Annotated in this window: 11 protein-coding genes and 1 tRNA gene; 8 read left to right on the forward strand and 4 right to left on the reverse strand. The window is 43.1% G+C overall.

Annotated features, from left to right (window positions below; all coding sequences use genetic code 11):
• The first annotated feature begins 6 nt into the window (after positions 1–6).
• The 3 genes from KSK55_RS09430 to KSK55_RS09440 are packed head-to-tail and all read left to right on the forward strand — an operon-like array spanning position 7 to position 3683.
• Positions 7–1740, forward strand: a complete 1734-nt coding sequence (locus KSK55_RS09430) for a pyruvate/oxaloacetate carboxyltransferase (protein WP_214419904.1) — start codon at positions 7–9, stop codon at positions 1738–1740.
• Positions 1737–3215: an acetyl-CoA carboxylase biotin carboxylase subunit gene (locus KSK55_RS09435; protein WP_218606725.1), complete on the forward strand. Its 1479-nt coding sequence runs from the start codon at positions 1737–1739 to the stop codon at positions 3213–3215. Before KSK55_RS09430 ends, KSK55_RS09435 begins: the two co-directional genes overlap by 4 nt.
• Positions 3216–3683, forward strand: coding sequence for a pyridoxamine 5'-phosphate oxidase family protein (locus KSK55_RS09440; protein WP_218606726.1), 468 nt, complete (start codon positions 3216–3218; stop codon positions 3681–3683). It abuts the gene before it with no gap.
• On the opposite strand, the gene KSK55_RS09445 is transcribed toward KSK55_RS09440, so the two are convergent.
• Together KSK55_RS09445 and cutA are read right to left on the reverse strand one after the other, a co-directional pair.
• On the reverse strand, positions 3663–6920 hold the full coding sequence (locus KSK55_RS09445) for a PAS domain-containing protein (protein ID WP_218606727.1): 3258 nt from the start codon (positions 6918–6920) through the stop codon (positions 3663–3665). The two genes, KSK55_RS09440 and KSK55_RS09445, sit on opposite strands and share 21 nt — an antisense overlap.
• A gap of 65 nt (positions 6921–6985) precedes the next feature.
• On the reverse strand, positions 6986–7351 hold the full coding sequence (gene cutA / locus KSK55_RS09450) for a divalent-cation tolerance protein CutA (RefSeq protein ID WP_256663971.1): 366 nt from the start codon (positions 7349–7351) through the stop codon (positions 6986–6988).
• A gap of 72 nt (positions 7352–7423) precedes the next feature.
• Here cutA and KSK55_RS09455 point away from each other — a divergent pair.
• Positions 7424–7513: transfer RNA gene (locus KSK55_RS09455), tRNA-Met, on the forward strand.
• A gap of 234 nt (positions 7514–7747) precedes the next feature.
• Here the strand turns inward: KSK55_RS09455 and KSK55_RS09460 are convergent.
• Positions 7748–7966: a type II toxin-antitoxin system HicA family toxin gene (locus KSK55_RS09460; protein WP_256663972.1), complete on the reverse strand. Its 219-nt coding sequence runs from the start codon at positions 7964–7966 to the stop codon at positions 7748–7750.
• Positions 7959–8180: a type II toxin-antitoxin system HicB family antitoxin gene (locus tag KSK55_RS09465; RefSeq protein ID WP_218606728.1), complete on the reverse strand. Its 222-nt coding sequence runs from the start codon at positions 8178–8180 to the stop codon at positions 7959–7961. The genes KSK55_RS09460 and KSK55_RS09465 overlap by 8 nt, the downstream gene beginning before the upstream one ends.
• A 158-nt stretch (positions 8181–8338) precedes the next feature.
• Between KSK55_RS09465 and KSK55_RS09470 the strand changes: the two genes are divergently transcribed.
• The 4 genes from KSK55_RS09470 (at position 8339) to KSK55_RS09485 (ending at position 12819) form a co-directional block, all read left to right on the forward strand.
• Positions 8339–9184: a class I SAM-dependent methyltransferase gene (locus tag KSK55_RS09470; RefSeq protein ID WP_218606729.1), complete on the forward strand. Its 846-nt coding sequence runs from the start codon at positions 8339–8341 to the stop codon at positions 9182–9184.
• Between the two features lie 158 nt (positions 9185–9342).
• Positions 9343–10335: a hypothetical protein gene (locus KSK55_RS09475; protein WP_218606730.1), complete on the forward strand. Its 993-nt coding sequence runs from the start codon at positions 9343–9345 to the stop codon at positions 10333–10335.
• A 154-nt stretch (positions 10336–10489) separates the two neighbouring features.
• Positions 10490–11059, forward strand: a complete 570-nt coding sequence (locus KSK55_RS09480) for a DUF1601 domain-containing protein (RefSeq protein WP_218606731.1) — start codon at positions 10490–10492, stop codon at positions 11057–11059.
• 56 nt (positions 11060–11115) lie between these two features.
• Entirely contained in the window at positions 11116–12819 is a 1704-nt protein-coding gene (locus KSK55_RS09485; RefSeq protein WP_218606732.1) for a tetratricopeptide repeat protein, read from the forward strand.

The following is a 12819-nucleotide window of genomic DNA, read 5'->3' on the forward strand; positions in this document are numbered from 1 at the left end:
GTCCAAATGAGTTCTGACCGAATAAAACGGCTTTGCATAACAGATACAACACTTCGGGATGCGCACCAGTCACTTATCGCAACTAGAATGCGAACTGAGGACATGATCCCGCTGACCCGCTCTATAGATAAGGCCGGTTTCTTCTCGGTTGAGGCATGGGGTGGGGCCACCTTTGACAGTTGTATCAGGTTTCTCAATGAGGATCCATGGGAACGACTTCGGAAACTCAAGGCAGAACTGAATCACACTCCCATTCAGATGCTCCTGCGGGGCCAGAATCTGGTCGGGTACCGCCACTATTCTGATGATGTGGTTGATCGGTTTGTTGACCTCTCGCATAAAAATGGGGTTGACATATTCCGGGTGTTTGATGCCCTGAATGATATCAGAAATATGGAGCGTCCGATGACCAGGGTTAAAGAGACCGGCGCTCACCTTCAGGGAACGATATCGTACACAACAAGTCCGGTCCACTCGGTCAAGGGTTTTGTAGATCTCGCGCGGGAACTATATGCCCGTGATTGTGACTCAATCTGCATTAAGGACATGGCTGGACTTATCATGCCGGGTATTGCAAAAGAACTCATCACCGGTATAAAAGACGAGATGGATGTCCTGGTTGATCTGCATAGTCATTGCACCAGTGGCATAGCACCAATGTCATATGATGCTGCCATCGATGCAGGAGTGGATATTCTCGATACCGCCATGTCACCGTTTGCGCTCGGGACAAGCCAGCCACCCACTGAGAGCATTGTAGCTTCAGTACAGGGAACATCGCGAGATACTGGGATAGATCTTCTCCAACTCCGGCAGATCAGAAATGAATGTCTGAAGATCCGCAATAAATACGAGGGTCTGTTTACTCCGGTTGCTGAACGGGTTGATAGTGATGTACTTATTTACCAGCTGCCGGGCGGAATGATTACGAACCTTGTCTCTCAGCTCCAGGATCAGGATGCACTTGACAAGATGGAAGCCGTTTTTGATGAAATCCCCCGGGTTAGAGAAGATCTTGGGTATCCACCGCTTGTCACCCCGACATCACAGATTGTGGGAACCCAGGCAGTATTTAACGTCCTGACCGGTGGGAGGTACAAGACCATCTCAAACGAAGTCAAGGATTATGTAAAAGGGCTGTATGGTAAGTCACCCGGGCCCATCTCTGATGAAATCCGGACGCTGATCATCGGTAACGAAGAGGTTATCGCAGTGCGGCCGGCAGACCTTCTGGCACCCATGTATGAAAAGATGAAGGCTGAAGCAACAGAAGCAGGCCTCATCAGGCAGGAAGAAGACGTACTCACCTACATCCTCTATCCGGCCATTGCCCCGTCATTCCTGAAGGGAGAACGAAAACCAGAACCCATTCCATCAGCAGTTCAGAAAAAGGATTCAAATCTTTCCCTGCCATCTTCCATGCAGGTTGAGGTAGACGGCGAGACATTTACAGTCCGGATCCTTGCTATCGGGGATCAGTTGGTTGAAGGAAAACAAAAGGCATCAGAACCACCAAAGTCCGATATTCCCGGGGGAGTCAAGAGCAATATGCAGGGCATGGTTCTTCAGATCCGGGTTGGACGTGGGGATCAGGTGACTGCCGGAGAAACCCTCATTGTTCTTGAGGCCATGAAGATGGAAAATCCGATCACAAGCCCCCGTGATGGAGTAGTAAAAGAGATCTTTGTCGATGCCGGAGACACCGTGCTAGCTGGTGATGTGCTCCTGGTGGTTGAATGAAATATTTCGAAAAGATACTGATTGCAAACCGTGGAGAGATCTCGATCCGGGTCATGCGGGCATGTCGAGAACTGGGAATCGACACCGTTGCGATTTATTCAGAAGCAGACAAGGACTCGCTCTTTGTTCATTACGCAGATGAAGCGTTCCCGGTTGGTCCTGCCCCGCCATCGAAATCATACCTGAACAAGGAACGAATTGTCGAAGTTGCTAAAAAGGCCGGTGCTGAAGCTATCCATCCAGGATATGGATTTCTTGCAGAGAATGCCGAGTTTGCAAGACTGTGTACTGAAGAAGGAATTACCTTCATCGGTCCCAAATCAAAGACCATCTCGGCAATGGGCTCAAAGATCCAGTCCAAACAGACGATGAAAAATGCCGGTGTTCCGGTTCTTCCAGGCACTGAAGGAGGGATCGATGATCTAGACACGGCAGCAAAGATAGCAAATTCAATAGGGTATCCAGTTATTGTAAAGGCCAGTGCCGGAGGGGGAGGTATCGGGATGCAGATAGTCCATGATCCCTCAGAGATCGAGTCTGCAATAGACGGGGCAATGCGAATTGCAGAATCTGCTTTTGGTGATCGGACAGTCTTCATCGAGAAGTATTTGCAGAAACCACGTCATGTCGAAGTGCAGGTGTTTTGTGATGAACACAAGAACCGCGTTCACATGTTTGAGCGAGAATGCTCGATACAGAGAAGACATCAGAAACTCATCGAAGAAGCGCCCTGTCCGGTCATGACCCCTGAACTGCGGGAGAAAATGACAGACTCAGCATTGAGAGTTGCAGAAGCTGTCAATTATGTCAATGCAGGTACGGTGGAGTTCCTCTATGATAATGGGAATTATTACTTCATGGAGATGAACACCCGGCTCCAGGTTGAACACACCATCACCGAACTGGTCACTGGTATCGACATTGTAAAAGAGCAGATCATTGTTGCATCAGGAGATCCCATCGAATACGGACAGGAAGACATTACTCTTCGAGGACATGCGATAGAATGTCGAATCAATGCAGAAGATCCTCTGAATAATTTCGCAGCTGATCCTGGAAAGATCACCAGGTACCGATCACCAGGCGGTCCAGGGATCAGACTTGACTCAGGCATTCATGCCGGGTATACTATTCCACCATTCTATGACTCAATGATTGCCAAACTGTGTGCGTGGGGTATGAGCAGGGAATATGCAATATCACGAATGCGCCGGGCGATATACGAATATGTTATACTTGGTGTCAAGACAACCCTGCCCCTGCACCACGCCGTCATCCATAATCCTGAATTCATAGCGGGAAACACTCATACACACTTCCTCCAGGAAGAACATATCAATAAGACCCTGAAGCGGTACATCCAGGAAGAAGAGACCAGAATGACCCAGCTGTCTACTCCTCTTCGGAGTGATAAAAAAGTAGCAGCCATCGCTGCCGGGCTTGTTGCTGTCATTGAAAAAAACCGGCAGGCATGAATGCGTCGGAAAGACAAGGAAATAACAGAAATAGAGAGGATTACTCAAATCCTCAATACAGCACTCTTCTGCCACGTCGCGATGAGTGATGATGAAACTCCATATTGCGTTCCGATGTGCTTTGTGCATCATAATGGAACAATCCTTCTGCATTCTGCATGTGAAGGAAAAAAGATCGAAATTTTGTCTAAGAATCCTCGTGTTTGTATCACAATTGAACAGGGATGTGAACTTATCTCCAGTAAGAATCCCTGTGATTATGGAATGGCATATGAGAGTGTAATGATCGAAGGTGTGAGCACGCTTCTTACCGGACAAAGAAAATCAGAAGCTCTTGGGATCATTGCATCAAAATATGCCAGTACTTCTGGTGGCCTGTATCCTGAAGAGAGTATTGCACATATTGCAGTTATTGAAGTGTCTATCAAGAGATGTTCTGGTCGAAGGTCAGGACCTGTCCCCTCCTGATCTGATAATATAAGCAACATCATCCCCCCATGGACAGAACCGTATTACATATGGCTGGAGGTGTCCATTTATAAACCCCTCAATTTCCTTACCGGTCAGTAGGTTCGCATGATTTTTTTGGATAAGGCTGGTTAAATCTTCAGGAACATGGATTCTATTCTTCCAGAGTGTTCCTTCAAGAATCGAGCCATCCGGTTTTACAATCACATATCCGGATGTATCGATCTTTTTATCAGAATCCATGAAACGTTGAAGCGTTTTTCCTAACCATCCGGACAATGCTTCAAGAAATGGCTTTTCACGTTCAGGTATATCCGGGAGAGAATGCGATCCAAGATTCAAACATCCAATAAGAATTCCTCCCTCATATAAAGGAATAAGCACAAAAGATCTCAATCCCTCTTCCTGGAGTACCGGCCTAATTGGATCAGACTCAGGATCATCAATCGTAATATAGTTCGGAATTTTTTGATGAAAAAGACCAAGAATATTCTCATCCACCACAACTTCACTGACTGCATTCACATATGAATCAGAAAGACCCTTGTGAGTATATAATTTTAAAACAGGGTATTTTTCCTCATCATGGAGAATATACAAACCCCCAGAGTCAATCCCAGGAACCTGAAGTGCTGTATCAAGAATAAGATCAAGTGCATGATGGATATTCGTTGTCGCAGATAATTCCATGGCAAGATCGCGATATGCCTGTAAATGCTCATTCCGTCTCATTTCATCAGTAACATCCCTGATGACAGCACCAATGAGATCTTCACCGACCAAAAATGCCTGAAATGAATAATACCCCTTAAAAAATTCAGAGTAGGATACAAATTCCTTCTGATTGCCAGATCTGGCAACCTCTAAGAGAGTGTCAATCCACAAATGATCAATATCCGGACGAAAATCAGAAAGTTTCCTTCCAATGAGTTCCTTTTTCGACCGGTTTATTCTCCGGACAGCATAATGATTCAGATCAGTAATACAAAAATCACATATTTCTCCATTTTTACTCATAACTGACGAAAAAACAATGTAACCTTCATGGATAGCATCAAACAATTTCCTATATCGGATTTCAGTAAGGGTAGACCTTCGTTTCTGATGTAACATATCCTGCATCTCAATGGCTGCCCCGATAAGGCCAGTAATCTCTCCAGACACATTTCGATACGGACGAAGAAAAAGATGAATCGGGCACATTTTCCCGCCAAGGTGCACTTCAACCTCCTTGTTACATGGTTTTCCAAAAACAAGAACCTCTGATTTTAATTTGTGTAATTCATCGGCAGTTTCCTTTGGAAAGATCTCATGGTCAGTGTACCCGATAATATCAGAGTCTGTAAGACCCATTGATGAATTTTCAACCCAGGTGTACACAAGGTCATTGTCCTGGCCGAACATGGCCACAGGTGCTGCATGAAGAGCCAGATAAAATCGTTCATTAATTTCTTTTAGCTCATCCTGAATGCGTTTTTCTTGTGAACAATCTGTTATAACTCCAATTTCCCTGATGGGAGTATTCATACTATCCCTGACGTAATATATCTTTGATCGCACCCATCTGACATCGCCAGACGGACGTATGATGCGATATTCCATAGTTAATCGATCACATGAACTTTCACCTTCTGAAAGCATCATCAACCTGTCACGATCATCAGGATGGATTGAAGAACTCCATAAAGACGGGGAGACATACATTTCCTGAATAGGTCTTTGATATATCAATTCAAAAGCGCGGTTTAAATAATCGATTTTTCCTTGCACTAGATCACGGATGTAGACGACATCTGATATGGTTTCAGCAAGTTCCCTGAACCGGCTCTCACTCACAACCAGCTTATCAAGTGCTTCAATACGTTCATGTATATCCCGTGCTACAGAGCAGCAGTATTCCCTGCCACCATAAGAGATGAAGGTGAATCGTATCTCTACTGGGAATATTTCCTGATTTTGCCGGATCATTGATGTCTGGAGAACGATGCTTCCCTGGCGCATCAATTCTCCATGAAAGATATTCCAATCACCAAGCGGTGGATGAGGTATGAAAGAACTGATCCAGATCTTATCATTCTCATCAGGTAATTTCAGAGCCTGTTTCGCAGAATCATTATAAAAAGTAACATGCCCGTCCCGGGTAAACCAGAAAACCATATCTGCCACATTCCGGAGGGTGTGCTCATACATCCGGAGCGTTTCTTCAGATTTTTTTCTTTCAGAGATTTCATTGTATAATTGCCGGTTTATTTCCCGAAGATCCTGGGTTCTTTTCCCAAAGAGCATTTCAGCGGATTCAAAAAAATGGTTGAATTGTTCTTTTTGAAGAAAGTGCTCGGTAACATCAATACCAACAGCAAGAAATTTCCAATTGTCAGAATCCTGGGATGCCCGGATGGTCCATTGATAATGCCTGACGTCACCGGATGAATGGATCATTCGGATATTTGTTTTGTGTTCTCCGGTTTCTTTTGCACATTCTATTGCTTTTCTCAAGGGAGAGTCATCTTTTTCAAAGCATTCCAGGAGAAGTCTCCCCCCTGAACCTCTGGTAGAGGTGGGATGAAAAGTTTGTAAAAATCCTTCATTTGCAAAAATTATCTCGAACGTATCTGAAAATTGGGCGATGAAGGGATATGAGACTGTTTTTAACTGGTCAAGTTGTTGTTCACAAAACCGAAGACGCATTTGGGCTCCTTCAACAGACTGACTATCAAGGACAATAAGCGCGGCCCCACTTCGTCCATTTTCCAGTCGGACAGGGATACCTTTGATAATATAGCAGTTTTTGCCATTACATGTGTGTCTGACAGCTTGAAATGTCGTCTCATCTCCTCGAAGGGCAGGTAGAATACCAGAGAATATACCTGGAGAGAGGTGTTCATCAAGCATCACGAGTGAGCGCCCGATGCATTCTGTTTTTAAAAGTCCGATCAGATCCAGCGCGGATTGATTTACTGATCGGATGATTCGACCACGATCAATCCCAAATACTGGTTCTGAAAATAATCGGATAACACAGGAGAGGGGAGTCATCCGGCTGGAGTAATATAACTTTGTAACTCCGATTTTTTTTACTTCAACAAGACCCTGGCTATGTAGTATTTCCAGATATTTTGCAGCAGTATTCCGATGTATTCCCAGGTTTTCGGCAACCTCGTGTATACTTATACCTTCAGAATTTTCCGCTATTAATTCAATGATTTTTTCGGTCCCTTCTGCCAGTCTTATCCCCATCACTATATGCTGTGCAGATATCGAATACTCTTCGCTTTCTTATAAAACATGCACAGCATAATTATTCATGAATTGGAATGAGCAGGGTACACCTCACCTACTACCCATGACAGATACCCAGAGAATCCTCCCTGTACGGGAAGGCAAAGAACCTCAGGTACTGCATAAGGATGAATGCTAACCAAAACTTCAGTCAATAGACTCGATTTACCAGCACATGTTTTGATGATCAGGAGATCTTCAGAATCATCACAGAGCGATCCTTCCCATCGATACATAGATCTGACAGGGAATATGTTGACACAGGCTGCAAGATGTTTATCGAGAAGTTCTCCGGCAATGGTATGCGCTGAGCCTGATGGGACCGTACAAAAAACCACAACAACCTGATTACGCTCATCTGATTCCATGAAATGAGATTGATCACTCATTATAATGAGATCATGTGATCGTAAAATCGTCAGGTATTTATGTTGAAACGACTTTCTTATAATGCACTTTGTGCTGTTGTGGCCTAGCTGGTTAGGGCGCCAGACTCATAAGTTCAAGACTGAGATATCTGGAGGTCGCGGGTTCGGATCCCGTCAACAGCATTAGAACAACTAGTTCGGATCTCTTACACCCCTTTTTTAAGAAACAGTTTATATCTTCAGTTATACATTTGACTCCTTTCGCAATCGACAATGATCGCTTTCACGCCATGAAAAGTGACTATCCGGATCGATATGACAGACGGCGGGGGAAACGAACTGAGGGTTTCATGCTACTAATCACGGATTTCATCCTCCGTATTAGCTCAGAGGGAGACCAATAGATCAACAAAAATTTTATTCGAATTCACTTCTTGGAATTCCGGATTGACGAATAATAGATTGGAGCGTACCAATACGTACTTCTGGATGATTAAGAACCGGAACGGTAATGATAGTATCTGTCAACTGTTTTTGCATAACAATATGACTCCCCCACTGATGCACCTCAAAAAAATCATGATTCGCAAGAATCATACATACCTCTTTTCCGGAGAGGATACGCAATTTACCCAACTGCCACCTCAAGCCGGGTTATGTAGATCTCCTCATGTAACTGGTTTTGTATCTCCGATGATGAAGCAAATTCAAAAAAAAGTTCTATCGCTTCACGGAGATTATCACGGGCCTCTTCAACACTGTCCCCCTGGCTGGCAATATCCAGTTCAGGACAGAGTGAAAAATATCCATTATTTTCTCTTTCAATGATAGCCGTAAGTTGCTTTCTCATACCTGTGATTCTCATATGTCTGGTATGATTAAAAAATACGTTCATTGTGACGACCAGTGATTCATACAAATGATAGGAGAATCACCTGAAATTATACCGACTCAAACAAACAAAACTGGCCAATATTCATGTGAGCGATTCAAAAGAAGTTACATAAAATGGATTCAGGAGAATCCAGGTATCAGAATATATTTGACCACAATAACATGGGCCTTCGAAAAGATTTAACTGGAATCATCCCTGATGACCTTCTGATCAAGCTTCCTGGTGGGTATGAAATAATCGGAAATATCGCAATCATCGGTATTCCTTCATCTCTCACGCAGTATCATGACGCTATTGTTGCCGCACTTCTAGCGCGAAGACCATCAATACACACAATATTAAATAAAACCGGGAGTGTGAACGGACCTTTTCGGACTACACTTTTCAATCCAATCTTTGGAAAGAATTTGGTTACTGAACATCGGGAATTTGGATTCAAGTACCATCTTGATGTCAGCCATGTATACTTTTCATCAAAAATGGGGTCAGAACGGAAACGGATCGCCGACCTTGTAAAACCAGGTGAAAGAATCTTTGTCCCATTTGCAGGTGTAGGACCATATGTTATCCCTGCTGCGGCACGAGGTTCTCAGGTAATCGCTATTGAGATGAATGAACATGCGTGTTCCTGGATGGCCATCAACACTATAGTGAATGGTGTGTCGTCACAAGTTCACATTATTAGAGGAGACGCATTACTAGCAAACAATTTCATCCGTCAGAAATTTTCGCGAATCATTATCCCAACTCCGTATGGACTCATAAATTCCCCATATCTTTTCTTATCCATGCTTTCTGATGAGGGAACTGCTCATTGGATAACATTTTCAAATTCGGTCCAAATCAAAGAACAGGTGTGTGCTCTTGAACAAGGAGGATATCATATACTGCGCTGCCGCCAGTGTGGAAATGTTGCGCCTTCTGTCTACCGCTGGATCCTTGACATTAAGGCAAATTAAAGAAACATCAGTGAAATGTACTATTTCGTTTACTTTTTTTATTTTATCTAATTGAAAAGTCGTAAAAGTAATATCTCTATTTTATTCAGTCTAAAACATATAACCGAAATTAGACTAGCCTTAAATATCTTCCTATCCAAAAAGAACTGAGGTTTAATATGGCATCCGTCGGTTCTGGCGTAATTATAATGGGTATAATTGTAGCGATTGGATCAATGATCTGTTTCGCTTATGCAGACGATGAAATCTATCCTGGTGGTATGGTAATTCCAAAATTTAACAGTTCAATGATAGGTACCATGCAACCAGCTGAAAAGTTCAACAGCTCTGAAATCGGAACTATGCAGAACTCACAGAAGTTCAACAGCTCTGAAATCGGAACTATGCAGAACTCACAGAAGTTCAACAGCTCTGAAATCGGAACTATGCAGAACTCACAGAAGTTCAACAGCTCTGAAATCGGAACTATGCAGAACTCACAGAAGTTCAACAGCTCTGAAATTGGAACTATGCAGAACTCACAGAAGTTCAACAGCTCTGAAATCGGAACTATGCAGAACTCACAGAAGTTCAACAGCTCTGAAATCGGAACTATGCAGAACTCACAGAAGTTCAACAGCTCTGAAATCGGAACTATGCAGAACTCACAGAAGTTCAACAGCTCTGAAATCGGAACTATGCAGAACTCACAGAAGTTCAACAGCTCTGAAATTGGAACCATGCAGAACTCACAGAAGTTTAACAGCTCTGAAATCGGAACTATGCAAAACTCTCAGAAGTTCAACAGCTCTGAAATTGGAACCATGCAAAACTCTCAGAAGTTCAACAGCTCTGAAATCGGAACCATGCAGAACTCACAGAAGTTCAACAGCTCTGAAATCGGAACTATGCAGAACTCACAGAAGTTCAACAGCTCTGAAATCGGAACTATGCAGAACTCACAGAAGTTCAACAGCTCTGAAATCGGAACCATGCAGAACTCACAGAAGTTTAACAGCTCTGAAATTGGAACTATGCAGAACTCACAGAAGTTCAACAGCTCTGAAATCGGAACCATGCAGAACTCACAGAAGTTTAACAGCTCTGAAATTGGAACTATGCAGAACTCAATTTCAACCGTACCACTTCCATCGGGAGTGAAACTCAATTAAATATCGTAATACTTTCCTTACAATAAGGTAATTTATTTTTTCCAATTTTTTCTTTAAAAATTTTTCTTCAATCTCTCTACCATACCTCAAGAATTCAAAATTTGAAAGATTATCATTAAATATCTCCATAACTAACGAATTCTGAGGAAATATTATGGCAGCCCTTCGGTCTGGTATACTCGTAATAATAACAGGATTATTAATTGCTTCATTTCTTAGCTTTGCCTATGCAGATGATGTAATTTATCCCGGCGGTATGGTAATACCAAAATTTAACAGTTCAATGATTGCATCCATGCACCCTGCTGAAAAATTCAACAGCTCTGAAATCGCATCTATGCACCCTGCTGAAAAGTTCAACAGCTCTGAAATCGCATCTATGCACCCTGCTGAAAAGTTCAACAGCTCTGAAATCGCATCTATGCACCCTGCTGAAAAGTTCAACAGCTCTGAAATCGCATCCATGTCACCTGCTGAAAAGTTCAACAGCTCTGAAATCGCATCCATGTCACCTGCTGAAAAGTTCAACAGCTCTGAAATCGCATCCATGTCACCTGCTGAAAAGTTCAACAGCTCTGAAATCGCATCCATGCACCCTGCTGAAAAATTCAACAGCTCTGAAATCGCATCCATGTCACCTGCTGAAAAGTTCAACAGCTCAATGATTGCGACAATGCAAAAAGCAAATTCAACTGTTCCTCTCCCAGCAGGGATTTCTATCTAATTTTTCTCCTTATCTCTTCGAGTTTTATTTTTTTACTTAAACATCGATGACATGATATGCAGACTCATCATGTCCTGTTTGTAATTCTCATTATGCTTTTGTTGTTATGCGGATGCATAACTGATAAAAATGGAATAGAACCTGAAACGAATAATTCAGAAGAACCAACAACCATTCTGACGAGTCTGAATAATTTACTAACTTTAGATCCAAAAAATCCAGACCTTTGGTATGCAAAAGCCAAAGAACTTTATGAAAATGGGGATGTTGACGGAGCACTAGACGCAATAACAAAAGCTGCAGAGTATAATCCTCGTAATGGTACAATCCTCCTCACTAAATCGCAAATACTCATCACAGCAGGAGAAAGAGAACGAGCAGGTCGAGAACTTCTGAAAGTTCTTGATCTCCTCCCAGGAAATGAAACCGCTCTGAACCTCTTATCATCCTTACGAGTAAATACAACCAAACCCCTGACCTATATCCAGGTTGAACATGATCTCCTTATTGAACCGAATAATACATGGTCGGCTTTTAATAAGGGGCGCCTTCTGTTTGAAGAGGGAAGACACAGTGAGGCACTTCCTTGGTTTATCAAAGCAACCACATATGATCCGGACAATGCTCCTGCCTGGTACTTCACCGGAACAACATATACCGAACTGGGAAGATATGCACCGGCAATTGAAGCACTACAAAAAGCACTGGAACTTGATCCCTCCAACGCCGGCACCTATTATGAAATGGGCAGGGCATCTGAAAAACTGGGAAACCTTACCGCTGCCAGAATGCACTATGAAACTGCCATAAAATTAAATCCAGATAATGAATGGACGCGATTTGTATATGGAAAAAACCTGGCTATTTCTGGGGACTATGAATCTGCTATTAATGAACTGAAAACCAGTCTTGAGATATCATCATGCAAGGCCCCTGCCTGGTATGAACTTGCCAATGCGTATTATAACACCATGCAATATGACCTGGCACTTGAGGCTATTAACTCTGCACTCACCATCGACCCATATACGAAAGAATACCGAACCCTGTACCTATCAATCCGGGCTGCACAGGATCCAGCCTCATGGTCACTGGCAAATGTATCGAAGAAGACCGCAGATGCACCCAAAAATGCATCACTGTGGTTCTATCAGGGCGCGATTGCATATCATGACGGAAGGTATGCAGATGCACTCAACTACCTTAACTCTGCTGTCAAATTCGATCCGATGAATCCGGAGGCATGGTATTACCGGGGAATGGCCCAGTATGAATTTGGAAAATACCAGGATGCACTATGTAGTTTTGATAAAACAATCCTACTGGATCCTGGAAATGCCTGGGCGTATTATTATCGGGGAGATATCCTGCAGAAAGGAGGCCAGTGTGAATATGCAATAGCATATCTGAATAAAGGGATACAACTTGATCCTTCTATACCCTGGACTTATTATACGAAGGGGAACTGTTACCTGAACCAAAGTAGATACCAGCTTGCTGCAGATGAGTTTGACAAATCTATCGATCTGTTTCCATGTAACCGGTGGGCTTGGTTCTTTGGCGGGCAAAGTTATTATGAATTAGGCAAGTTTCCCATTGCTCACGAATACTTCACAAAAGCCCTCTCATTTGATCCTGAAAACGAGGAGTTTAGAAGATGGAAAGCACGAGCAGCAGCAGAATCTTTGCTTCCGGATGAAGCAATATACCTCTATAACCAAACCCTTCCTTTCTCAACAGATGCCTGTGGCATCATCTGA

The sequence above is a fragment of the Methanospirillum hungatei genome, assembly GCF_019263745.1.
GTDB classification, from domain to species: Archaea; Halobacteriota; Methanomicrobia; order Methanomicrobiales; family Methanospirillaceae; genus Methanospirillum; species Methanospirillum purgamenti.